This window comes from Rhizobium mongolense USDA 1844 (assembly GCF_000419765.1).
Lineage (GTDB): Bacteria > Pseudomonadota > Alphaproteobacteria > Rhizobiales > Rhizobiaceae > Rhizobium > Rhizobium mongolense.
Window position 1 is genome coordinate 225,709 of the sequence record NZ_ATTQ01000008.1, and the last position, 22,891, is coordinate 248,599.

25 protein-coding genes and 1 pseudogene are annotated in these 22,891 nt (G+C 60.1%); 15 read left to right on the forward strand and 11 right to left on the reverse strand.

Annotation, left to right across the window (positions count from 1 at the left end):
- The first annotated feature begins 20 nt into the window (after positions 1 to 20).
- A complete protein-coding gene (locus A3C3_RS0117640; RefSeq protein ID WP_022715902.1) occupies positions 21 to 560 on the forward strand; it encodes a TRAP transporter small permease subunit in 540 nt (179 codons plus the stop codon).
- A 21-nt stretch (positions 561 to 581) separates the two neighbouring features.
- Positions 582 to 2,141 carry a TRAP transporter large permease gene (locus tag A3C3_RS0117645; protein WP_022715903.1) on the forward strand — a complete coding sequence of 520 codons (1,560 nt, stop codon included), beginning with the start codon at positions 582 to 584 and terminating at the stop codon, positions 2,139 to 2,141.
- 80 nt (positions 2,142 to 2,221) lie between these two features.
- On the opposite strand, the gene A3C3_RS0117650 is transcribed toward A3C3_RS0117645, so the two are convergent.
- Complete coding sequence (locus A3C3_RS0117650) at positions 2,222 to 3,328, reverse strand: TRAP transporter substrate-binding protein (protein WP_022715904.1); 1,107 nt, start codon at positions 3,326 to 3,328, stop codon at positions 2,222 to 2,224.
- A gap of 72 nt (positions 3,329 to 3,400) precedes the next feature.
- On the opposite strand from A3C3_RS0117650, the gene A3C3_RS45310 reads away from it, so the two are divergent.
- The 3 genes from A3C3_RS45310 to A3C3_RS0117665 are packed head-to-tail and all read left to right on the forward strand — an operon-like array spanning position 3,401 to position 4,942.
- A complete protein-coding gene (locus tag A3C3_RS45310) occupies positions 3,401 to 3,625 on the forward strand; it encodes a hypothetical protein (protein WP_156890787.1) in 225 nt (74 codons plus the stop codon).
- A complete protein-coding gene (locus A3C3_RS0117660) occupies positions 3,622 to 4,395 on the forward strand; it encodes a gamma-glutamyl-gamma-aminobutyrate hydrolase family protein (protein ID WP_022715906.1) in 774 nt (257 codons plus the stop codon). The genes A3C3_RS45310 and A3C3_RS0117660 overlap by 4 nt, the downstream gene beginning before the upstream one ends.
- A 37-nt stretch (positions 4,396 to 4,432) precedes the next feature.
- Positions 4,433 to 4,942, forward strand: a complete 510-nt coding sequence (locus tag A3C3_RS0117665) for a GNAT family N-acetyltransferase (RefSeq protein WP_022715907.1) — start codon at positions 4,433 to 4,435, stop codon at positions 4,940 to 4,942.
- A gap of 4 nt (positions 4,943 to 4,946) precedes the next feature.
- On the opposite strand, the gene A3C3_RS0117670 is transcribed toward A3C3_RS0117665, so the two are convergent.
- From A3C3_RS0117670 to A3C3_RS0117680, 3 genes are all read right to left on the reverse strand, one after another.
- The gene (locus A3C3_RS0117670; RefSeq protein ID WP_022715908.1) at positions 4,947 to 5,903 is read right to left on the reverse strand and encodes a 2-hydroxyacid dehydrogenase; all 957 of its coding nucleotides are present in this window, start codon (positions 5,901 to 5,903) and stop codon (positions 4,947 to 4,949) included.
- A gap of 16 nt (positions 5,904 to 5,919) precedes the next feature.
- Positions 5,920 to 6,942 (reverse strand): LacI family DNA-binding transcriptional regulator, encoded by a 1,023-nt coding sequence (locus tag A3C3_RS0117675; RefSeq protein ID WP_022715909.1) that lies wholly within the window; start codon positions 6,940 to 6,942, stop codon positions 5,920 to 5,922.
- Positions 6,943 to 7,063: 121 nt separating this feature from the next.
- The gene (locus A3C3_RS0117680; protein WP_028739744.1) at positions 7,064 to 7,576 is read right to left on the reverse strand and encodes a MarR family winged helix-turn-helix transcriptional regulator; all 513 of its coding nucleotides are present in this window, start codon (positions 7,574 to 7,576) and stop codon (positions 7,064 to 7,066) included.
- A gap of 87 nt (positions 7,577 to 7,663) precedes the next feature.
- Here A3C3_RS0117680 and A3C3_RS0117685 point away from each other — a divergent pair, with 87 nt between their 5' ends.
- The 3 genes from A3C3_RS0117685 (at position 7,664) to A3C3_RS0117695 (ending at position 10,678) form a co-directional block, all read left to right on the forward strand.
- Positions 7,664 to 8,455, forward strand: a complete 792-nt coding sequence (locus tag A3C3_RS0117685) for a creatininase family protein (protein ID WP_022715911.1) — start codon at positions 7,664 to 7,666, stop codon at positions 8,453 to 8,455.
- A gap of 124 nt (positions 8,456 to 8,579) precedes the next feature.
- Positions 8,580 to 9,689, forward strand: coding sequence for a CobW family GTP-binding protein (locus A3C3_RS0117690; RefSeq protein ID WP_022715912.1), 1,110 nt, complete (start codon positions 8,580 to 8,582; stop codon positions 9,687 to 9,689).
- Positions 9,689 to 10,678 (forward strand): WD40 repeat domain-containing protein, encoded by a 990-nt coding sequence (locus tag A3C3_RS0117695; protein WP_028739745.1) that lies wholly within the window; start codon positions 9,689 to 9,691, stop codon positions 10,676 to 10,678. The genes A3C3_RS0117690 and A3C3_RS0117695 overlap by 1 nt, the downstream gene beginning before the upstream one ends.
- A gap of 51 nt (positions 10,679 to 10,729) precedes the next feature.
- On the opposite strand, the gene A3C3_RS0117700 is transcribed toward A3C3_RS0117695, so the two are convergent.
- Positions 10,730 to 11,740, reverse strand: coding sequence for a serine hydrolase domain-containing protein (locus A3C3_RS0117700; protein WP_028739746.1), 1,011 nt, complete (start codon positions 11,738 to 11,740; stop codon positions 10,730 to 10,732).
- A gap of 148 nt (positions 11,741 to 11,888) precedes the next feature.
- Here A3C3_RS0117700 and A3C3_RS0117705 point away from each other — a divergent pair, with 148 nt between their 5' ends.
- Positions 11,889 to 12,845 carry an NAD-dependent epimerase/dehydratase family protein gene (locus A3C3_RS0117705; RefSeq protein WP_022715915.1) on the forward strand — a complete coding sequence of 319 codons (957 nt, stop codon included), beginning with the start codon at positions 11,889 to 11,891 and terminating at the stop codon, positions 12,843 to 12,845.
- A gap of 40 nt (positions 12,846 to 12,885) precedes the next feature.
- Here the strand turns inward: A3C3_RS0117705 and A3C3_RS0117710 are convergent, their stop codons facing one another.
- Together A3C3_RS0117710 and odc2 are read right to left on the reverse strand one after the other, a co-directional pair.
- Complete coding sequence (locus A3C3_RS0117710) at positions 12,886 to 13,476, reverse strand: GNAT family N-acetyltransferase (RefSeq protein ID WP_022715916.1); 591 nt, start codon at positions 13,474 to 13,476, stop codon at positions 12,886 to 12,888.
- Between the two features lie 88 nt (positions 13,477 to 13,564).
- Positions 13,565 to 14,698 (reverse strand): ornithine/lysine decarboxylase, encoded by a 1,134-nt coding sequence (gene odc2 / locus A3C3_RS0117715; RefSeq protein WP_028739747.1) that lies wholly within the window; start codon positions 14,696 to 14,698, stop codon positions 13,565 to 13,567.
- A 525-nt stretch (positions 14,699 to 15,223) separates the two neighbouring features.
- On the opposite strand from odc2, the gene A3C3_RS0117720 reads away from it, so the two are divergent.
- From A3C3_RS0117720 to A3C3_RS0117730, 3 genes are all read left to right on the forward strand, one after another.
- The gene (locus A3C3_RS0117720) at positions 15,224 to 16,117 is read left to right on the forward strand and encodes a LysR family transcriptional regulator (RefSeq protein ID WP_022715917.1); all 894 of its coding nucleotides are present in this window, start codon (positions 15,224 to 15,226) and stop codon (positions 16,115 to 16,117) included.
- Positions 16,118 to 16,219: 102 nt separating this feature from the next.
- On the forward strand, positions 16,220 to 16,861 hold the full coding sequence (locus tag A3C3_RS0117725) for a DUF1007 family protein (RefSeq protein WP_022715918.1): 642 nt from the start codon (positions 16,220 to 16,222) through the stop codon (positions 16,859 to 16,861).
- Positions 16,855 to 17,928: a nickel/cobalt transporter gene (locus tag A3C3_RS0117730; protein ID WP_022715919.1), complete on the forward strand. Its 1,074-nt coding sequence runs from the start codon at positions 16,855 to 16,857 to the stop codon at positions 17,926 to 17,928. The genes A3C3_RS0117725 and A3C3_RS0117730 overlap by 7 nt, the downstream gene beginning before the upstream one ends.
- 4 nt (positions 17,929 to 17,932) lie before the next feature.
- Here the strand turns inward: A3C3_RS0117730 and A3C3_RS0117735 are convergent, their stop codons facing one another.
- From A3C3_RS0117735 to A3C3_RS0117750, 4 genes are all read right to left on the reverse strand, one after another.
- Complete coding sequence (locus A3C3_RS0117735) at positions 17,933 to 18,139, reverse strand: hypothetical protein (RefSeq protein WP_022715920.1); 207 nt, start codon at positions 18,137 to 18,139, stop codon at positions 17,933 to 17,935.
- Entirely contained in the window at positions 18,136 to 18,828 is a 693-nt protein-coding gene (locus tag A3C3_RS0117740) for a GNAT family N-acetyltransferase (RefSeq protein WP_022715921.1), read from the reverse strand. The genes A3C3_RS0117735 and A3C3_RS0117740 overlap by 4 nt, the downstream gene beginning before the upstream one ends.
- 64 nt (positions 18,829 to 18,892) lie before the next feature.
- Complete coding sequence (locus tag A3C3_RS0117745) at positions 18,893 to 19,612, reverse strand: tellurite resistance TerB family protein (RefSeq protein WP_022715922.1); 720 nt, start codon at positions 19,610 to 19,612, stop codon at positions 18,893 to 18,895.
- 102 nt (positions 19,613 to 19,714) lie between these two features.
- Positions 19,715 to 20,353, reverse strand: coding sequence for a 2-dehydro-3-deoxy-phosphogluconate aldolase (locus tag A3C3_RS0117750; RefSeq protein ID WP_022715923.1), 639 nt, complete (start codon positions 20,351 to 20,353; stop codon positions 19,715 to 19,717).
- Between the two features lie 151 nt (positions 20,354 to 20,504).
- On the opposite strand from A3C3_RS0117750, the gene A3C3_RS0117755 reads away from it, so the two are divergent.
- The 3 genes and pseudogenes from A3C3_RS0117755 to trhO all read left to right on the forward strand — a co-directional run bounded on the left by A3C3_RS0117755 (position 20,505) and on the right by trhO (position 22,889).
- Positions 20,505 to 20,993, forward strand: coding sequence for a CYTH domain-containing protein (locus tag A3C3_RS0117755; protein WP_022715924.1), 489 nt, complete (start codon positions 20,505 to 20,507; stop codon positions 20,991 to 20,993).
- A pseudogene (locus A3C3_RS41620) lies at positions 20,971 to 21,878 on the forward strand (CHAD domain-containing protein). Before A3C3_RS0117755 ends, A3C3_RS41620 begins: the two are co-directional and overlap by 23 nt.
- A gap of 81 nt (positions 21,879 to 21,959) precedes the next feature.
- Complete coding sequence (trhO, locus tag A3C3_RS0117765; RefSeq protein ID WP_022715925.1) at positions 21,960 to 22,889, forward strand: oxygen-dependent tRNA uridine(34) hydroxylase TrhO; 930 nt, start codon at positions 21,960 to 21,962, stop codon at positions 22,887 to 22,889.
- Positions 22,890 to 22,891 lie beyond the last annotated feature (2 nt).

A 22,891-nucleotide genomic window follows, 5' to 3' on the forward strand; every position in this document is an offset into this window, starting at 1 on the left:
GGCAGAGTAAGGGGAAAGGCATGCCGGCGTTCCTAAGCGTCAGCCGGCTGATCGACAGCGTCAGCCAATTCATAGGGAAAATCGCGGATTACATGGTGCTTGTGTGCTGCTTCATCAGCGCCGGCAATGCAATCGTCCGCTATCTTTTCAATTACAGCTCGAATGGTTGGCTGGAGATTCAATGGTATCTCTTTGCCTACATCGTCGTGCTCGGGGCGGCTCATACTCTGCGCAACAATGAGCACGTACGCGTCGACCTGATCTACGGATCGGTTTCCGACAAGGCCAGAATCTGGATCGATATCATCGGTTTGATCGTCTTCCTGATCCCGGCCTGCTCCTTCCTGGCTTTCTTGTGCTGGCCTTATTTCGTGATCGCCTTCCAGCAGGGTGAGATATCCGCAAATGCTGGGGGGCTCATTCGCTGGCCGGTCAAGCTTATTCTTTTTTCAGGTTTCGCACTCCTGGTGCTGCAGGGCATTTCGGAACTCATCAAGAGGATCGCCGCGGTGCGCGGCTACATCCAGCTCGAAACGAAATACGAAAAGCCCCTGCAATAAAGCTCTCCGGGAGGAACGGACTTGTTTGACTTCGGTATCATTCCGCCGGCGATGTTTCTGGGCATGGTCATCTTCATGCTCTACGGCTTTCCGGTCGCCTTTTCGCTCGCATCCGTCGGCCTTTTCTTCGGGGTCATCGGCATAGTAACCGGGCATTTCAGCGAGGCCTTCCTGCAGGCCCTGCCCCTTCGCGTCTTCGGCATCGTTTCCAACGACTTGCTGCTCGCCATACCCTTCTTCACCTTCATGGGCGCCATTCTGGAAAGGTGTGGCCTGGCGGAGGATCTTCTCGAGGGAACCGGCAAGCTCTTCGGCGCCGTTCCCGGCGGTCTCGCCTACGCCGTCATCCTCGTCGGCGCTGTTCTCGGCGCCATCACCGGCACGGTTGCGGCATCGGTCATCACAATGGGCGTGATCTCGCTGCCGATCATGCTGCGCTACGGCTACAATCCGCGGCTGGCGACCGGCGTCATCGCCGCGTCGGGCACGATCACCCAGGTCATCCCGCCCTCCCTCGTGCTCGTCGTTCTCGCCGACCAGCTCGGCAGATCGGTCGGTGACATGTATCTCGGCGCCATCGGCCCTTCGATCCTGCAGGTCGCGATCTTCCTTGGCTTTATCCTGTTCCTGTCCATCTTCCGGCCAGGCTTGATGCCGCCGCTGCCGAAGGAGGTGCGCGGCGAGTTCAACTGGGCACTGCTGATGAAGGTGCTAGCCGGCATGGTGCCTTCCATTATCCTCATCTTCCTGGTGCTCGGCACGATCTTCATGGGGCTTGCGACGCCAACGGAAGCCGGCGCCCTCGGCGTCGTGGGCGCGATCGGGCTTGCAGCGCTCCACCGCCGCCTGACCTGGCCGCTGGTCCGCGAAGCCATGACATCGACGATGCATATCACCTCGATGGTGGTGATGATCTTGATCGGCTCGACTTGCTTCAGCCTCGTCTTTCAGGGCATGGATGGTTCGCGCTGGATCGAGCACATGCTGTCCGGCATCCCGGGCGGTCCGGTCGGCTTCCTGATCTTCGTCAACCTCTTCATTTTCGTCCTCGCCTTCTTCCTCGATTTCTTCGAAATCGCCTTCATCGTCATTCCGATGCTGGCGCCTGTCGCTTCGGCACTCGGTATCGATCTGATCTGGTTTGGCGTGCTTATCTGCGTGAACATGCAGACGAGCTTCATGCACCCGCCCTTCGGCTTCGCGCTGTTTTATCTGCGCTCCATCGCCAGCCGTGACGTGAAGACACGGGATATCTACATGGGCGCGATCCCATGGGTCCTCATGCAGCTCATCCTCGTTGCGGTTGTGATCTTCTGGCCGCAATCCGTGACTTACTGGCTGAACAAGGGTCCGGCCGTGGACCTCAACACGATCAAGATCGAAATACCCGGCTTCGGCGGCAATCAGCTCTCGCTGCCTCCCGCGCCTGGCGGCGGCAGTACGCCACAGATCCCGGGTCTCACCCTGCCGCCACTGAACGGTCTGCCCGGTCAGCAGCCTGCCCCTGCGACGCCCGCGCCGGCCAATCCGGCACAACCAGCACCGCCACCCGATCTCAGCCAACCTCCAAAGATCAATTGAAGGCAAACGAAGAAGCCCCGGATTTCCATCCGGGGCTTCTGTTGGCGATGCGATGAACGCGCAGAAGGGTTCCAAGCCGCCTAGAGCTTGCCCGATCGCTGCTGGATCATCATGAAGGTGTCGAACGTATATTCCGAGAGCTGCATCCACAGGTAAGCATCGCGCTTGAATGCGGTCTGGTCGTCGTAGATCTTCTTGAAAGATGGGTTCGAAGCCGAGAGCTCGCCATAAAGACCGGTCGAAGCCTGGAACGCGGCTTCCAGAATTTCCTGGCTGAAGGGACGCAGCGTCGCACCTTCGGCGACGAGCTGCTTCAGCGCTGAAGGGTTCTTCATATCGTATTTCGCCATCATCCTGGTATTGGAATAGGTGCAGGCGTCGGCGAGGATCGTCTGGTAGTGCTTCGGCAGACTGTTCCACTTTTCGAGATTGAAGAAAGCGTGGATCGCCGGACCGCCTTCCCAGAAGCCCGGATAGTAGTAGTACTTGGCGACTTTATGCAGGCCGAGCTTCAAGTCGTCATAGGGACCGACCCACTCGGACGCGTCGATCGTGCCCTTTTCGAGCGCCGGATAGATGTCACCGCCGGCAATCTGCTGCGGGATGACGCCGAGCTTTTCCATGACGCGCCCGGCAAGACCGGCGATACGCATCTTGACGCCCTTGAGGTCGTCGAGCGTATTGATTTCCTTGCGGAACCAGCCACCCATCTGGACGCCGGTATTACCGGCTGGAAGACCGAACATGCCCTGCGTGGCATAAAATTCGTTCATCAGGTTGATGCCATTGCCCTCGAAGAACCAGGCGTTGGTGAGGCGGGCGTTGAGGCCGAAGGGAATGGCCGTGCCGATTGCATAGGTCGGATCCTTGCCGACGAAATAGTACGAGCAGGTGTGGCAGCATTCGACGGTACCCGAGCTGACGGCGTCGGCCGCCTGCAGGCCGGGCACGATTTCCCCGGCTGCGAAAGGCTGGATCTTGAAGGCACCGTCGGTCGCGTCGGCGACTTGCTTGGCGATATCTTCCGCACCGCCAAAGATCGTGTCCAGGCTCTTCGGGAACGAAGAGGTCATGCGCCACGAAATTTTCGGATTCTCCTGCGCGATCGCCGGTGCGGCGAGCGCGCTTGCCGCAACGGCACCTGCCCCCGCAGTTCCAGCCTTCTTAATAAACGAACGACGATCCATCAAAAACCTCCCGTATAGATGGCATGCGCGGACGATTTCATCCCTACCCGCAGCAATGGAGGCGAGCTAAGCATGCGGCCGCCTGCGTTTCAAGCTTTAGTCGATCAGACTTTGGCATCACGGCAGCAATTTGGCGAATGCCGTGTTTCCATCGAAAATCAGCAGTTTAGCAAGATCTCTATGCTTGAATGGCGCAGATCGCCGCAATTTGGCCCGCCATTGCGCCGAGAAGTTGACTTTGAGGCCGATCTCGGTTCTCACAATAGAAAAATCGAGAGCTTTCCGGACCAAAAATGATGAAGCCGATCGTCGCCGTTCCTGCCGATATCCGCACCCTCGATGGCGCCGACTGGCATGCTGTCCAGCATCAATATGTACGCGCGGCGCTGAACGCTGCCGGCGTCATGGCCTTCATCATTCCTGCCTTCGAGAAAGGTTATGACACGGACGCAATCCTTGACCGAGTGGATGGTCTGCTGGTTTCCGGCTCCGCGAGCAACGTCCACCCATCGCTCTACGGTGCCGAGGCTCGCGAGAGTGATGGCCCCTTCGACCCGGCGCGTGACGCAACGGCCATACCCCTCATCCGCCGTGCAATCGATCGAGCCATCCCGCTGCTGGCGATCTGCCGCGGCATACAGGAGCTCAACGTCGCGCTCGGCGGTTCCCTTGCCAGTGAAATCCACGAGCAGGAGGGCATCTGGGACCACAGAAAGCCAGCCGATGTCGATCGCGACGGCATGTATGCTATCCGCCAGAGCGTTTTCGTCAAGGAAGGCTCCTGCATCGCCCGCATCATCGGTCCAGGCGAAGTCCTGGTGAACTCGCTGCACCGTCAGGCAATCGCCAAGACGGCGCCTCGCCTACAGGTGGAGGCGATTGCCGAAGACGGGACGATCGAAGCCGTTTCCGTCATCGACGCCAAAGCCTTTGCAGTCGGCGTGCAGTGGCATCCGGAATACTGGGCCGAAACCGACAAGCCCTCGAACCAGATCTTTGCGGCCTTCGGGGATGCGGCAAGGGAATATGCGGCGGCTAAGAATGTCTCCATGAAGGTTAAGGCTTAGGCACTCCGGTTGCACGACAGAACGACAGGTATCGACAGTGGCTCACGGCGAGATCAATATACGGCTCCTCGGCCCCGAGGATATTGAGCCTTTTCGGCAAATCCGCTTGGAGGCGCTGCAGACGGAGCCAGCGGCATATGCGAGCACCGCCGCCGATTGGGAGAGCCTGACAAACGATGAATGGCGTCACCGCCTCACGAACAATGCAGTGTTCGTCGCATTCCACCAAGAGAAGCCGGTTGGCATGATGGGCTTGATGCGGCAGCAATCGAGCAAGATGGCCCACCGTGCCACGATTATTATGGTTTACGTGCACAAGAGCTTTCGCGGTTTGGGCGCCGCTTCGGCGCTACTGGAACGACTGACCGGGCATGCTCGAGAGGTCGGCATCAGACAGCTGGAGCTGGCCGTAAGCGCGCAGAACCCGCCCGCGATCCGCTTCTACGAGCGCGAGGGCTTCAACCAGGTCGGGCGAATTCCGGGCGGAATTGTTCACGACGGCGAGGAAATCGATGATGTCGTTATGGCACGGCGCATCGTTGACTGAGCCCTTACCTTGCCGAAGGCGTCTCCGACACCGGAGTTAGCGGCCTGCCTTTGTCGAACCATTCGATGAGATTGCCGGCGACAAGATCGGCCATCGCATTGCGCGTCGGGATCGAGGCGGAGGCAACGTGCGGCAGCAGCACCGCATTCGGCAAGCTGAAGAGTTCCGCCGGGACCACCGGCTCGTCGTAGAAGACATCGAGGCCCGCAGCGCCTAGTGCGCCGCTCTTCAGCGCCGAAACGAGCGCTGCTTCATCCACCGTCCAACCTCGGCCGACATTGATCAGAATGCCGTCAGGGCCGAGTGCAGAAAGGATCTCCGCATCGATCGTCTTGTGGGTGTGAGGCGTCTTCGGAACGATCGCAATCAACGTATCGACAGCCTCGGCGAGACCTTTCAGCGTCGGGTGATAATCATAGGTGATATCTGGATGGATCGTGCGTGTGTGATAGCTGATCTTCACCTTGAACGGTTCAAGGCGCCTGGCGATCTCTTGGCCGATGCGGCCGAGGCCGTAGAGACCGACATGCCGTCCTTTTAAGGAAAAGCGCGATAATGGATAGGCCGAACCCGGCGTCCAGTGGCCCTCACGCAGCCAGTTCTCCGCCCGCGGCAGCTCGCGGACGGTGTTGAGCAACAGGCCGATTGCCGTATCGGCGACCTCGTCGTTCAACACATCCGGCGTGTTGGTGACGACGATACCTTTTTCCGCAGCATGCTTGACGTCCACCGCGTCATAGCCGACGCCGAAGCTCGCGATCACCTCAAGGCTCGGCAGCTGATCCATCCACCTGCCGGCAAACGCGCCGCTGACGGCCGCGCCGCGAATGCGGTTTGCGGTTTCGGCGTCGAGTTCCAACGTCTCGCTTTTTTCGACGGCGACAACTTCGAAACGGTCCTTCAAGGTCGCAAGAACGCGCTCGTGTATCTTCCCGGGAACGAGAATGGCGATGCGGGACATGGCTTTTCCTCTTGTCTTACTGGCGGGGTCTGTAAGGGCTTGTCGACTGGCGGATGCGCATCTCGGGTTTGATCAGGTGGATGCCGTCCGGCTCGTGACTGCCGGCCAAGCGATCGAGAAGTGCCCGGGCGGCAAGGCGGCCAACTTCAGCCTGCCCATTCCAGACCGTCGTCAGCGCCGGTGTCGAGAGCGAGGCTTCCTCGAGATCGTCATAGCCGGTAACCGAGATGTCCTTGCCTGGCACAAGACCGGCACGGGCAATGCCGTTCATGAGCCCGATGGCAACGAGATCGTTCCAGCAGACGGCGGCAGACGGCTTTTGCGGTAGCGACAGGAAATGCACAGCCGCCTCGAACCCGCCCTGCATCGAGCGCGGGCCGGGAATGCGCAGGTTGGGATCGACTTCGATCTCCGCCTTGCGCAGCGCATTGACATACCCCTGATAGCGGTCGCGGCCGGTCGAGGTCTGATCCGTTCCCCCGATCATGGCGATTGAGCGGTGGCCGAGCCCGATCAGGTGATTGGTAGCAAGCGAAATGCCGTAGCTGTCGTCACCGCGATAGGTCGGCAGGTCCATCCCCTCCATCGAGCGCGCGACAAGGATCGCCGGCATGCCGTTGGCCTCGGCAAGCTGCATGTCCTCCGGCGGCGTGCCGATTGCGGGCGACATGATGACGCCATCGCCGCCGAGCTGCAGCAGCGTCTCGATGAAGGTGCGCTGCTTCTCGACCGAATCGTAGTGGTTGGACAGGATGAAGGTATGACGGCTGCGATCGAGTTCGCTCTCGATCGCCTTCAGGATTTCGCCATAGAACGGGTTCATGATGTCGTGCACGACGACGCCGACGATGCCCGAGCGAGACGTACGCAGGCTTGCGGCCCGGCGGTTGTAGATATAGCCGAGCGCGCGCGCCTGTTCCTTGATCTTTTCCCGCGTATTGCCCGCAACGAGCGGGCTGTCGCGCAAGGCTAGCGATACCGTTGCCGTAGAAATGCCGAGTGTTTCGGCAATTGTCGAAAGTTTGATCTTTTGAGCCACGCATCCTCCCCAGGCAACGCGCGAGATGGTGGAGCGCATCGCGGAACCGGAAAAGAGCGCCCCTTAAAATGTTTAATTAAAAGATTAAACGCGGGGAGGCAAACCGAATTTTAATCGACCGTCAAATTTCGTCGGGTTCTTCGAACGGCACTGCTTCGGCCTGGAGATTGTTGTCGATCGCCTTTAGAAGGCGCACGAGGTTGCGGATTTCTTTCTCCGAAAAATCAAGCGTAGCCGTTCGATCGCAGGCCGACGCCGCCATCTCGATCGCCTTCACGCTGCCGCGCCCGAGTTCGGTGAGGTAGACCTTCGTCAGCCGCGCATCTTCCGCATCCGGCTTGCGCTCCAGGAAGCCCTGGGCTTCCATGCGGCCGATGGTGCGAGTCATGGTTGGCGCCTTGACGCCGAGTTTCTGAGCAAGGCCGCCTGCCGTCATCCCGTCGGTTTCAGCAAGCGAAAGAATGACGCCGTCCTGGCCGGCGTAAAGGCCGCTTTCAAGCAGACTACGGGAGAGCACCGTGCGCATCGACCGCGCAGCCTGCGTCAAAGCCGGCGAAAGATCGACAAGCGTGTATTCGGTCTGGTCCTTTTTCTTGGACTTGTTTTTCTTGCCGTCTTTGTGCTTCTTCCCCATCGCCATCCCTTTGATCTTTAAGCCGTGACAACGCTGCGTTATGACATTGCGCAGGTTCACGTCATAAACAAGGGGCATTGAAACCGGATGACAGCGCCTGCCCGGAACTTCGCGGACAACGATGCGGCACTTTCGGCTGAAGACCGCCGGAACTGGATCGCGGTTCTGCCGCTCGGCGCGCATGAGCAGCACGGCCCGCACCTTCCTTTCGAAACCGACACGCTGATTGCCGAAGGCATCGTCGAAAGGCTAAAGGCTGCCCTCCCCTCAACATTACCGGTCACCTTCCTGCCCACAGAACCGGTCGGCTATTCGATCGAACACATGGATGTCGAAGGCACGAAGACGCTGACCTACGGCGAAGCGATCCACCGCTGGCTCGCAATTGCCGGAATGCTGCACGATCTCGGCTGCCGCAAACTGGTAATGTTGAACGCCCACGGCGGCAATTCACCGCTGATGACAATCGTCGCAACCGAGGCGCGGGTGAAGTTCAACATGCTGGCCGTTGCGACCAGCTGGACCCGTTTCGGCGTGCCGGAAGAGGTGATTTCAGCTGAAAACAGGGCGATCGACATCCACGGCGGCGATATTGAGACCTCGGTCATGCTGGCGTTGCATCCCGGTAGGGTCACCATGTCCAAGGCTGAGGACTTCGCTTCAAGGCAGCTGGAATTTGCCAGGCGCTTCAAGCATCTACGCGCCTACGGGCCGCACGCCTTCGGCTGGAAGATGTTCGATCTGAACGTCCAAGGCGCGGCCGGAAACGCCGCTGCCGCTACGGTCGAGAAAGGCGAAGCGCTGGTCGGCCATGCGGTTAAGGGGCTGATGGAACTGCTGCGGGATGTGGATGCGTTTGACACATCCGAACTCAAATAGAGCGATCCGAAGGCAATGTGATCTTATAACATTATAAAACCCTTTGAACTGACGCGTCCAAATCCTTATATGGAACCGACCGTTTAAAGCCCTCTCGGCGGCAAGCCCATTCTTCGAGGTTCTCATGACCGACGCAATTTCGACTGAGCAGAAGCCCATCCCCGTCACCGTGCTCACCGGCTATCTCGGCGCCGGCAAGACGACGCTGCTTAACCGCATCCTGTCCGAAAACCACGGCAAGAAATACGCGGTCATCGTCAACGAATTCGGCGAGATCGGCATCGACAACGACCTGATTGTCGAGTCGGACGAAGAAATCTACGAGATGAACAACGGCTGCGTCTGCTGTACCGTGCGCGGCGACCTGATCCGCGTCGTCGAGGGCCTGATGCGCCGCCCCGGACGCTTCGACGGCATCATCGTCGAGACGACCGGACTTGCCGATCCGGTGCCCGTCGCCCAGACCTTCTTCATGGATGACGACGTGCGCGCCAAGACGGAGCTCGACGCCGTCGTCGCCCTTGTCGATGCCAAGCACCTGCCGCTGCGCCTGAAGGACAGCCGCGAGGCCGAAGACCAGATCGCCTTTGCCGACGTCGTCCTCATCAACAAGACTGATCTCGTCTCGCCGGAAGAACTGGCGCAGATCGAGGATATCGTCCGCGCCATCAACCCCTCGGCTCGCGTCTACAAGACAAGCCGCTCCGGCGTCGATCTCGCCCGCGTGCTTGATCAGGGCGCTTTCAACCTTGAACGCGCGCTGGAAAACGACCCGCACTTCCTGGAGCAGGAACACGACGATCACGTCTGTGGCCCGGATTGCGATCACGACCACCATCATCATGCGCATGACCACGATCATGATCACCACCATCATGATCACGATCACGACCATGGCCATCATCACCACGGCGCGATGTCGCCGATCCACGACGTGACTGTGCAGTCGGTGTCGCTGCGCGGCGGCCAGATGAACCCCGAGCGCTTCTTCCCCTGGATCCAGAAGATCACCCAGACGCAGGGTCCGAACATCCTGCGCCTTAAAGGCATCATTGCCTTCAAGGACGATGCCGAGCGTTATGTCGTCCAGGGCGTGCACATGATCGTCGAGGGCGACCACCAGCGTCCTTGGAAGGATGGCGAGAAGCGTGAGACGAGGCTGGTCTTCATCGGCCGCGAACTCGACCGCGAAAAGCTCGAAGCCTCCTTCAAGGCATGCGAGGCCGCGGCCTGATGCCAACAGTTGCCCCGCTTGATCTCGACGGCCACATTCTGGCCGTCGAATTTTTAGGTGATGTCCCCTTCTTCGCGAATGCCGCCGGCACGCTTCACCGGCTGGATGGCGGCGAGAAGGTTTGCGAAGCCCATCAGGGCATGCTGACCTGCATCCGCGATCCCTATAGCGAAAGCCTGATTTCCGGCGGCGAAGATGGCAAGGTGTTGCGCATTGCGGCCGACGCCGGCGTCAGCGAGATCGCTAACGCGCCGCGCAAATGGATTTCGCAGGTGGCGGCCGGCCCGCAGGGTGCGGTCGCCTATGCCTACGGAAAGAGCGCCTTCGTCCATCTTTCGAATGGCGACACCAAGGAATTCACCGAGGAGCGGACGGTCGAAGGCCTTGCCTTTGCACCGAAAGGCATGCGCATCGCTGCAGCGCGCTACAACGGTGTATCGCTGCACTGGGTTGGCATGAACGCAAAGCCGGTCGATCTGGAGTGGAAGGGCGCGCATACGGGTGTCACATTCTCGCCCGACGGCAATTTCCTCGTGACCACCATGCAGGAAAACGCCCTGCACGGCTGGAAGCTTGACGCCAAGCCGGGCGCTGAGGCGCGTCACATGCGCATGACCGGTTATCCGGCCAAGGTGAAGTCGCTCTCCTGGTCCGCCAAGGGCAAGTGGCTCGCCTCATCTGGCGCACCAGCAGCAATCGTCTGGCCCTTCCAGGGCAAGGACGGTCCGATGGGCAAGGCACCGCTCGAGCTCGGCACGCGCGCCAACATCATGGCGACCGCGGTCAAGTTCCATCCGGCTGAAGATATCCTTGCAATCGGTTTCATCGACGGCATGATCCTTGCCGTGCGTATTGCAGACAGTAAAGAGGCGCTGATCCGCCGCCCCGGCCGGGGCGCCATCACCGCGATGAGCTGGAGCAAGAACGGCAAGCTGCTGGCCTTCGCCTCGGAAGCAGGCGACTGCGGCGTCGTCGATATCTCGGCCTGACCCGTCAAACCCTTCCGATGGTGATGGCTGAATGCTCGGCATCCCTTCCGGTCAGGATGTCCGGGCATTTTCGACGATCTCGCCCAGCACGCCATGCAAGGCATCACGATAGCCGTTGCGGGTGGATGGCCCGCTTTCCTGCGAGGTCATCACCACGGTCAGATTGAGCGACGGCACGATGTAGAGCATCTGCCCACCGTAGCCCCATGCGAAATGCACGTCCTCGCCGCCGAGATTGCGCTCAAACCATCCGTAGCCATAGGCATCGCCCGAGAAGCGTGAGTTGGTGCGCGGCTGCCAGGACGCGGCAATCCACTCGGCGGGAACGACTTGTCGCCCCTCCGGCGTCCTGCCGCCGTTGCGATAGAGCTCGCCAAAAGCAAGCAACGAGCGGGCGCTCATGGCCATCTGGTTTCCGCCGAGATAGATGCCCTGTGGATCGCGCTCCCAGGCGCCGATCCGAAAGCCTTCGACTGGCCTAAGCCATTCCCGTGCCAAGGCAAGGGTTGTCTTACCGCTCGCCTTCGTCAGGATTGCAGACAGGAGATGTGTCGAGGCAGTCGAGTACAGCATTCGGCCCCCGGGCTCATCGTCGAAGGGTTGCGAGAGTGCAAAACGCACCCAGTTTCGGCTCGAAACCCAGCGCCCGTAGTTCGGTCCCGACATACGGCCCAACCCCGCCTGCATGGACAGCAGGTTTCCGATGGTGATCTCGTTTAGCCGCGGATCGGGTGATTGCGGCAGATCCGCCTTCAGGATCGGCGCAATCTTCTGATCCGGTCCTTCGAGCACACCCTTGCTGACGGCGATGCCGACAAGGGCGGAGATGATTGCTTTCGAGGCGGACTTGATATTGGTCGATTCCGACGCTGTATGTCCGCGATAGCCGCGCTCGGCAACGATCTTTCCGTCACGTGAAATGATGATGGTTTTCAGCGACTTCAGTTCCTCGCGGGAAGCGAAGTTGTCGAGCAGCGACGCAAGGCGATCGTTTTCGGGCTGGGCTGAGACCGGCGCGGCGGAAAGAAAAAGGGCAAACCATATGAGGAAGGCTCTGGTCATCGCCATGAGCTAGCGCAATCCCAGGCAGAATTCATCCGTCCAAGAGCCCATTCACGCGGACGTGAAAGTATGATCCTGCTTGCCCTATCGACCGGCCGCCCAACATATTGGCCGGACCAACCCAACACACGGCGGGAGCGTAAAAAGGATGGCACGCGTAATCGTGATCGGAGCAACCGGCCATGTCGGCACATATCTTGTCCCGCGTCTTGTCGAGGCCGGGCATGACGTCGTTGCAATCAGCCGCGGCAAAGCGGAGCCCTACGGTCCCCACGCAACATGGCAGAGCGTCGAACGGCAGCAGATGGATAGGGCGCAGATGGAGGAGGAAGGCAGCTTCGGCCCCGCCGTCCGCGCACTGAGGCCCGATATCGTCATCGACATGATCTGTTTCACGTTGGAGAGCGCTCGCCATCTGGCGGGAGTGTTGGATGGCCATGTCGGCCATTTTCTGCACACCGGCACCATCTGGACGCACGGCCATTCCATTTCGGTTCCGACACGCGAGGACGCGCCGAAGACGCCCTTTGGAGACTATGGCGAGCAGAAGAAGGCAATCGAGGACTATCTTCTAGGCGAGGCACGGCGGCGAGCCTTTCCCGCAACCCTCATCCATCCCGGCCATATCGTTGGACCGGGCTGGCCTCCACTCAACCCCGCCGGACATTTCAACATTTCCGTCTTTTCGACGATTGCGCGCGGCGAGACGGTGAGATTGCCGAATCTCGGTTTGGAGACCGTTCATCATGTCCACGCTGACGATGTGGCAGGTATGTTCATGGCAGCGATCAGCAATTGGCGCGCGTCAACCGGAGAAAGCTTCCACGCGGTTTCCGACCAGGCAGTGACGTTGAGAGGGTATGCCGAAGCGATGTTTCGCTGGTTCGGGCATGAGCCGAAGCTTGAGTTCTTCCCCTATGACGAATGGTCGAAAATGGAGAGCGCCGAGGATGCAAGGGCGACGTGGGAGCACATCGCCCGGAGCCCGAACTGCTCAATGGACAAGGCAAGGCGCCTGCTGGAGTTCACGCCACGCCGCAGCTCCCTCCAGGCTGTGCAGGAATCGGTCCGGTGGCTTATCGCGCAAGGGCGCATAGGCGCTTAAAAGAAAAAGCCCCGCCCGTTTCAGAAAGAGGCTTGACCCGTCAGGCAGCCGTGCGGAGCGGCGCCTTGGCCAGCATGCGGCCCGAGGCAACGATCATGCCGACTGCGCCGTCAAGCCAGCCTTCCGTCAACTCCAGCGCAAGCAAGCGCGAGCGTTCGAACGGGCCGGGCATGACGAGATGGCAAGCCTTCTCCGCAAAGAAGCCGAAGCGCTCGTAATAGGCAGCATCGCCGACGAGCAGGATCGCGCCATGTCGGCGGTTCTTGGCCTCGAGAATCGCCGCACGCATCAGCGCCGAACCGACACCCTTGCCCTCAAAGGTCGGATCGACGGCCAAAGGGCCGAGCAGCAACGCATTGATCGACGTTGCGTCGGCGTTGACGCCAGCTTCGATGTTCCAGAGGCGGACGGTGCCGATGACATGACCGTCGCGGTCGCGCGCGACAAGTGCCAAGCCTTCTGCCGGGATGCGGCCGCGCCGGATCTTCTCCGACGACTTCTTGCGGCGGTTCGGACCCATGGCGCGATCGAGCAGATTCTCGCGCGGTACGACATCCGACGGATTCTCGGAGTCGATGGTAAAAACGGAGGGCGCAAAAAATGCGCGGACAGAATCAAGAACAGCGGCCATCTTGGCCTCCCGAACTCAAAACCGTTTCAAACGGCGTCGAAAGAAAATTGTGAAGGTGCCGCCCCGATTGGATACGGGGCCGGCTGGATCAGATGACGTAGGCCTTCAGCGGCTCAAAGCCATTAAAGGCAACCGCCGAATAGGTCGTCGTATAAGCACCGGTGCCTTCGATCAGAACCTCGTCGCCGATGGTGAGGCTCACCGGCAGCGGGTAGAGGTTCTTCTCGTAGAGCACGTCGGCCGAATCGCAGGTCGGGCCGGCGATGACGCAGGGCTCCATCTTGTCGCCGTCGCGTTCGGTGCGGATCGGGTAGCGGATGGCCTCATCCATCGTTTCGGCGAGACCGCCGAACTTGCCGATGTCGAGGAATACCCAGCGGGCCGTGTCGTTGTCCGACTTCTTCGAGACAAGCACCACTTCAGCCTTGATGACGCCGGCATTGCCGACCATGCCGCGGCCCGGCTCGATGATCGTCTTCGGGATCTGGTTGCCGAAGTGATCGCGCAGGCTCTGGTAGATCGAACGGCCATAAGCCTCGGCCGACGGGACGTCTCGAAGGTATTTAGTCGGGAAGCCGCCGCCCATGTTGACCATCTGCAGATGGATGCCCTGCTTGGCAAGCTGCACGAAAACGCGCTTGGCATCGGCAAGAGCCGAATCCCAGGCATCGACCTTGGTCATCTGCGAACCGACATGGAACGAGACGCCATAGGATTCGAGGCCGAGCTGATGAGCATAGACAAGCACATCGACAGCCATTTGCGGGACGCAGCCGAACTTGCGCGATAGCGGCCATTCGGCGCCTTCGCCATCCGTGAGCACGCGGCAGAACACGCGGGCGCCGGGAGCGGCACGCGAGATCTTCTCGACTTCCTCGTGGCTGTCGACCGCAAAGAGGCTGACGCCGAGCGCACAGGCACGGGCGACGTCGCGCTCCTTCTTGATCGTATTGCCGTAGGAGATGCGGGCAGCGGTCGCACCGGCATCCAGTGCCATTTCGATTTCAGCGACAGACGCGCAATCGAAATTGGAGCCGAGGGAAGCCAGCAGCTTCAGCACTTCCGGGGCCGGGTTTGCCTTGACAGCATAGTAGATCGCGCTGTCCGGCATCGCATGACGGAAGGCGTTGAAATTGTCGCGCACGACGTCGAGGTCGACCACGAGGCAGGGACCGTCGGGACGTCGGGTTGCGAGAAAGTCGCGGATGCGCTGGGTGGTCATATCGATTCCCTCTTCCAATTCCAGAGCTCCGGCAAAAACCGGAGGACAAAGGGCATACGAATGCTCGCATTGGAACCAGCCGGTGGAGACCCCGGAACCATAGCAAGCGCTCGATGCGCAAATATTGAACCAACGCCACGACAGCGGCATAGTTCGGCTTTGTCTGCCATGGATTGGAGGGAAAATCCCAACCGCACTTCCGGCAATGAAGGTGTGCCTCTTCAGTAACCCCGGCTGATGGAAAGCCGGAAGACACCAGAAAGGCCCGCACCGTCGTTGCTTAGGCGTCCTCGCATTTCCCGGTTGGCCGGAATAGCGACTGGAGGGGTTAGTTCCAGGTACCTTACCGATGACCTCACCTAATCGAGGGTCGGCGGACACCCATGGGCACGTGCGACTTTGGGCTGAGGACGAGATAAGAATATTCGCAGTCATAATCAAGAATTTTTTTGCTCCTCCTAAAAAAAATAAATTGAACAACTGCGCGCAATTTGTTCAATCTTTCACAACAACCGGGAGATGGCCATGGACACACTGACGCGCATACGCGCCTTCATCGATGTCGTTGAAGCGGAAGGTTTTTCCGCCGCAGCGCGGCGCACCGGCCGCTCCAAGGCGCTGCTTTCCAAATATGTGCGCGAGCTGGAAGACGAGTTGGGTGCCCTGCTGCTCAATCGCACGACCCGGCAGTTTTCCATGACCGAGGCCGGGCATACTTATTACCGCACCGCCTCCGACATTCTGAAGGAGATCGATAACCTCGCCGATCTGGTCCGCGAGAACAACGCGCAACTCAAAGGCCGGCTGAAGATCTCGGTGCCGCGTACCTTTGTCGATGCCGATGTCGGTCAGTCGCTGATCGATTTTGCCAAGGAGAACCCGGACCTGCAGCTGGAAATCGCCGCGGACGACCGGTTCGTCGATCTGATCGAAGAAGGTTTCGACCTGGCGATCCGCGTCACGAAGCTTGAAGATTCGGGAATGATCGCGCGAAAGATCTCGGATTTCCGCGTCCACGTCTGCGCCACGCCGGAGTTTCTCGAGCGCTATCCGAACCTCGAACATCCGACGGACATTTCCAACGTTCCCTTCATCGTGGATACGAACTCGCGCACGCAGGCAAGCGTGCGTTTCTACAATCCGGACAGCACGTCCTTTGCCGTCGCGGTTTCCGGACCGATCGAGGTGAACAGCCCGCATGCGACATTGCGCGCGGCTCTTTCCGGCATCGGCATTGCGGTCATCCCGGACTTCATCGCTCGCAAGCCGATCGAGGACGGCCGGCTCGTGACGCTGTTCAACGACTACATACCTACCGATCGCGGGATTTATGCCGTCTATCCGCATCGGCGCTACCTGCCGGCAAAGGTCCGCATTTTCGTGGATTACCTCCACGCTTGGTTCAAGAAGCAGGCTTGAAGCCGGCCTGATTCACTTTGCCGCCTTGAAGCAGGTCCCAATTCCGTCCCATTCTCCGGCAAGAAGACACCAACCGATTTGGGCAGAGCGGTAAACCGACACATGAAGAAATCCACTTACGTGATGGCCGCGCTGATCTTACTTGCGCCGGCCGCGGCCATGGCACACCCGCATATTTTCGTGGACGCTCGGCTCGAAGTCGTGGCAGCGCCCGATGGGAGCGTTCAGGAGTTGCGTAATGTCTGGCGTTTCGACGAGGTGTTCTCCTCCTCCGTCGTCATGGATTTCGACAAGAACACCGATCTGAAGCTGGAGCCGAACGAGCTCGCCGAAGTCGGCAAGACTGTCCGGGAGTCGCTCACGGACTACGACTACTACATGAATCTGACAATCGACGGGAAGAACGTGAGCGTGCAGAAGCCGGACATCATTCACGTCGACTACAAGGAAGGTCAGCTTCTGATGTTCTTCGCGGTAAAGCCCGCGCAGAAGATGCCGCTGAAGGGCAAACTGACCTTCGGCGTCTACGACCCCACGCTCTACACGTCGATCGACTTCCCGACGGACAAGGAGCTGGCAACGGTCGGGGACGGCTTCAAGAACTGCAAGCATGATGTGCTGCGGCCGGATGCCGATCAGGTGATTTCTCAAAACAAGCAGTCGCTGACCGACGCCTTCTTCAACGATCCCACCGGCACCGACATGTCCAAGCTCTTTGCCACCAAGCTGGAGGTTTCATGCTGAAACGGAACGCTTTGCTGTTCCTTCCAATGGCCGCATTTGCACTGCTTGCGCTCATGAACGTCGCGCATGCGCAATCGCCGCTCGGGATTGGAACTGCGGAGCCGAGTTTCCAGCCGACAGGCGGACCGCTGGCGCCGCTGCTTGCCTACATCAATTACGAACAGCAGGCCTTCTACCGCGCGCTGACGGATGCCCTGAAGGCAATGCGTGAAGACCCGTGGCAGCTTGCGTCGCTGATCGGCCTTTCCTTCGCCTATGGCGTCTTCCATGCGGCCGGTCCTGGGCATGGCAAGGCCGTGATCTCTTCCTACATGATCGCCAACGAAATCGAGCTGAAGCGCGGGGTCGTGATCTCCTTCATCTCAGCCTTCGTTCAGGGTGCAGTGGCAGTGGCGCTCGTCGGCGGCGCCTGGCTCATCCTGCGTGGCAGCGGCATAACGCTGACGCAGGCGACGAATGCGATGGAGATCACAAGCTTCGTCATGGTCATCGCCTTCGGTGGCTGGCTGCTCTTTCGCAAACTGCGTTCGATGATCAGCGGCCTGCCAAAGCGTGAAGTCGTGGAAACATCGGCCGGTCCGGTCAGCATGATGCTCGACTGGAAGGATAATGAAAGCCACAGGCAAGCCTATGCCTTCGGCGAGAAGCAGGCACGCAAGGCGGGGCACAACTTCATCTCCGGCATGGCCTGCGAAACCTGCGGCCGCTCTCATGCGCCGGACCCGTCGCTGCTGGGCGGCGACAAATTCAGCATCCGGGAAGCCTGGTCTGCGATCGTTGCTGTCGGCCTTCGCCCCTGCTCGGGCGCGCTGCTGGTCATGACCTTTTCGCTGCTGAACGGCCTTTATCTCGGCGGCATTCTTTCCGTGCTCGCCATGTCGCTTGGCACGGCCATCACCGTCGCCATCCTCGCGATCCTTGCCGTCACCGCCAAAGGCACCGCCGTCCGCATCTCCGGCCCTGGCTCAGCGAGATCGATCTGGATTGGCAACGCGATCGAAATCCTGGGCGCCGTCCTGGTGATTTGCATGGGCGTGCTGTTGCTGGGCGCCTCTCTTCAGGGGTAGGCTCTTATTTCCCCCTGCCTCGCTGATACTGCGCCCTCAGCCAGAATATCGCGAAGAAGCCGAGCAGCAGCGCTGCGCCGGCAATGACCGCAAGCACAGGTGAATAGCTGCCGATCCAAAGAACGAGCGTCGGCAGGAAATAGATGACCAGTCCCGCGCAAATGAGGATGGTCGCGGCGGCGATCGCCTGAGAGCGGCTTTCGGGGCTCATGCGAGCCTTTCCTTTTCAAGGTCGGAACGGATATCCTGCAGGCGCCGGCGCTGCTTGCCTTCGGCATCGAAGTTCTCCGGCGAAAGCCAGGTCTCGAAAGCCTCGCTGATCAGCGGCCACTCGCTGTCGATCATCGAGAACCAAGCCGTGTCGCGGTTGCGGCGCTTGGAGATCATATGCTGACGAAAGACACCTTCGAACGTGAAGCCGTAGCGCGTGGCCGTCGTCTTACTGGCCTCGTTGTTGTTGTCGCACTTCCATTCGTAACGGCGGTACCCGAGGCCTTCGAAGACATGCTTGGCCATCAGGTAATGCGCCTCGGTAGAAAGCGGCGAACGCTTCATATCCGGACCGTGCGCCACGCCGCCGATTTCGACGACGCCGTTGGCCGGGTCGGCACGCATATAATTGGCCATGCCGACGATCCTGCCGGTGGCGGTGTCGCGGAAGACGTGGGTGAGCCAGCCAGACCTGGTATAGGCGTTCTCAAGCCAGTTGGCGAAATCGTCGATGCCGGCGAAATCGTCCTGCGCGAAGTAGAGAAGCAGTGGATTGATGCCCATGCCGCCGAGGCCGTCCCAGAGCGCCTGAAGGTGCTCCGCGCGGACATAGGGCTCGACCGTCACGTAGCGCCCCTTCAGTGTCACATAACCAGGTGCCGGAACCTTGAAATTCGATAGATCGCGCATGCTCACTCCTCTCATCGGAAGAGTGGATAGGCCAGCCGCCCTGGAAAGGCAACCAGCCTGCATGTCACCGTGACAAGGAAATCTTGGCGGAGGAAACCGTTGCTTCGATGTGGTCCACAAGCGCATCGGCAAGGCCAAGACGGCCGGCAAGAAGATCGAGATAGCCGCGTTCGGCCCGCGAGTCCGGCTCGATCGTCAGGCGCGAAGCCGTATAGAGCTCGACTTTCTGTTCCTCCGTAGTGGCGGCGGCGACCAGCGCGTCGAGATCGGTCGGCGAGGCAAGCTCGTGCTCGATGAAGGACGCGGCTTCGCCGCTGACGTCGGCGGCCTTCATCTTGTCCATGATGTGCGCTCGCTCGGCCGCGTCGATATGCCCGTCGGCTTTGGCCGCCGCGATCATGGCGCGGATCAGCACGAGGGCAAATTCGTTGCTGCCAGCAGGCGAAGCTGGACCGAAACCGGAGTCGGCGGGTGCGGGCAGAAGAACCGGCGTCGAGGGTGGAGGGGCATCCGAAGGCGTGGCAGGTGCCTGGCCCGCCTGGTAATTCTTGTAGGCCTGGTATCCGAGGCCGGCGATAGCTGCGAGCCCGCCGATTGCCAGCGCGTTGCCGGCAATGTTGCGGCCCGTCTTCGTTCCAAGAAACACGGTCGCCAGCGCTCCGGCCTTCCACGGATTATCCTTGGCCAACTGGACGGCATCGCCGGCCCGGTTGCGGACACTTCCGCCGACGCCCGGTATTTGCGATCCCAGGAACTGGTCAAGAAGCTTCTTCGCGTCGAACATCCTTCATCGTCTCCCTGTTGAGGCAGACCCGAAGATAGGAAGCGGAACGACAAATACAAATGCCGGCGAAACCGCCGGCATCCTGAAGCGATCAGGAAAATGTCAGGCCTTCAGCGCAGCCGCTTCCGAGGCGAGCTTGGTGATGCCTTCCCAATCGCCCGCAGCGACAAGTTCCTTCGGCGCCACCCAGGAGCCGCCAACGCAGATGACGTTCGGCAGCGACAGGTAATCATTGGCGTTTTTGAGCGAAATGCCACCAGTCGGGCAGAAGACCGTGCCGGCGAGCGGTGAGGAAAGCGCCTTGAGATATGCCGCACCGCCCGCCTGTTCGGCCGGGAAGAATTTCAACACCTGGTAGCCTTCTTCGCGAAGCGCCATGACTTCGCTTGCCGTAGCAGCGCCCGGCAGCAGCGGAACCGGCGATGCTGAAGCGGCATCGAGCAGTTCCTGCGTGGCCCCCGGGCTGACGACGAACTTCGAGCCGGCAGCAACGGCCGCATCCCACTGCTGGGCATTCAGGATCGTGCCTGCGCCGACTTCTGCACCTTCGACCTCCTGCGCAACGGCACGGACCGTATCGAGTGCTGCAGGCGTGCGCATGGTGATCTCGATCGCCCTCAGGCCGCCCGCGACCAGCGCACGCGCAAGCGAAACGCCGGACTTCACGTCATCGACGATAAGCACCGGAACAACGGGTTGGAGTTTGAGGATGGAAAGGAGCTTTTCTGTCTTCTCGCCCATGGCCGCACGGTTCCTTAAACGATTGAATTGGGCTTCCGAATACCTCTATGGACCTGCTTTGTCGAGACAAAACAGATGCGGCAAGAAGATGGGTATCCCTCCTGGGAGTTTTACGTTACGGTGCGGCGATCGTCACAAAAGGTTCACTGAAATGGCGAAAGAGATCGAGCGGAAATTCCTGGTACGCAACGACGGCTGGCGCGCCAAGGCCGAGACGAAATCGATCCTCAGACAGGGTTACATCGCCTCGATGGACGACCGGTCCGTGCGTGTGCGCATCCTTGATGGAAAGCGCGCGCGGCTGACGATCAAGATCGGCCGCAGTACCGTGACCCGCGACGAGTTCGAATACGAAATCCCCGTTTCCGACGCCGAAGAGCTGATGCAGAGCACCATTGGCCTGGTGATCGAAAAGACGCGTTACCGCGTGCCGCACGACAGCTTCGTCTGGGAAGTCGATGTCTTTGCTGGTGCGCATCGCGGCCTGGTGATCGCTGAGGTGGAGATGAAGTCCGAAAATGACGATCCCTCCCGCCCCGCCTGGCTTGGCCGCGAAGTGACCGGCGATTTCCGCTATTCCAACCAAGCGCTCGCGACCGAATTCGAGTACGATCAGGATGCCCTTTCGCATACGGCCTGATTTCGATTTCACCGATCAGTTCCGAAGAGTGGCAACGGACCAGCTGGAACGTGCCATTGCCGTTCTCGAGGAGCGACCGGACGGCGCGCATGAGGCGGTCCATGATTTTCGCAAGAACGTGAAGCGGCTGCGCTCTCTTTACCGGCTCGTGGCGAAAGAGGTGCCTGACTTTCAGAAGCGACAAAATGCCAGGCTGCGCGACACCGCAAAATCGCTTTCATCCATCCGGGACGCAGCAGCCCTGATGGCACTGCCGAATATTTGCAAAAAGGCGCCCGCGGCGACGCAGAGAGCGAGGCGCTCAGCCGCATCGTCACCATTCTGCAAGCACGGCGTGACTGGATGGCGGAGGCCGAAAGCGGCCTTGAACAGAAGCTTCACGACACCGCCGTCTCGCTGAAGGACGCGATCGCCGCAGTCGATAAGGTTTCTTTCAAGAGCAACCAGCGCACAAACGCCCGCATGCTCGCCAAAAGCTGGCAGCGAACTTTGCGAAGAGCGCGGACAGCGCTCGATGCATGCCGCGATACGGCAGCGGTCGAGGATTTTCATGAGCTGCGCAAACGAACCTATGACTACCGGCTCTATCATGCGCTGCTGCGCAATCTGTGGCCCGCCGCGATGAAGGCGAAGCAAGATGCAGCCAAGGATCTCGCAGAGCGGCTCGGCCATGTCAACGATCTCTCGGTGCTTTCGCAACTGGTCGAGGCCGAGCCGCAGCTCTTTACGCGCAATGAAGATCTCGCCCACCTGCTCGATGCCATCATCTTCCGCCAGCAGGAAGAGCGGCAAAGCGCGCTCGCCGACGCCGGCCGCGTCTTTGCCGACAAAGCGCAACGCGAGGCCAACCGGATTGAAACACTCTGGCTGTTGAGCCAGAACTGAATTCGACAAGCGCCGACGCGTAGCTGTGGGCCGCAATGGCAACGCTTGCGCGAAAACGCTTCAGACTGTATTTCAGCGCGCATGACCGACAGCATCAATCACACCAGCCCGTTCCGCGTGGCGGCGCTTTATCATTTTGTTTCCGTGCCGCGCTTCGAAAGCCTGTGCGCGCCCCTGCAGACGCTTTGCGAAGAAAACGGCGTGAAGGGAACGCTGCTCCTGGCGCATGAGGGTATCAACGGGACGATCGCCGGGCCGGATGCCGGCATCGAAATGGTGCTCGCCTACCTGCGGGCACAGCCGGAATTCACCGCCCTGGAGCACAAGGAAAGCCGCGCATCCAAAATGCCTTTCCTGCGCATGAAGGTGAAACTCAAAAAAGAGATCGTCACGATGGGCGTCGACAATATCGACCCCAACAAGGTGGTTGGGACTTATGTGCTGCCGCAGGATTGGAACGCCTTGATTTCCGATCCCGACACCATCGTCATCGACACGCGAAACGACTACGAAACGGCGATCGGCACCTTCCGTGGCGCCGTCGATCCGAAAACCAAGACCTTCCGCGAGTTTCCGGAATGGGTGCGCCAAAACACCGGCCTGCACAACAAGCCGAAGATCGCCATGTACTGCACCGGTGGTATCCGCTGCGAAAAGGCGACGGCTTTCATGAAGGAGCAGGGTTTTGAGGAGGTCTACCACCTCAAGGGCGGCATCTTGAAATATCTGGAGGAAGTTCCGCGGGAGGAAAGTCTGTGGGATGGCGCCTGTTTCGTCTTCGACGAGCGGGTGTCGGTCGAGCACGGACTGAAGGAAGGCGAGCACAAGCTCTGCCATGCCTGCCGCAATCCGATCACCGCAGAAGAGATCACGTCGCCGCTTTACGAGGAAGGCGTTTCCTGCAGCAACTGCTACCACACGCGCACTGAAGACGACAGGCTGCGCTATCGCCAGCGTCAATTGCAGATCGCGCTTGCCAGGAAACGCGGCCAGAAGCACATCGGGACTTAGGT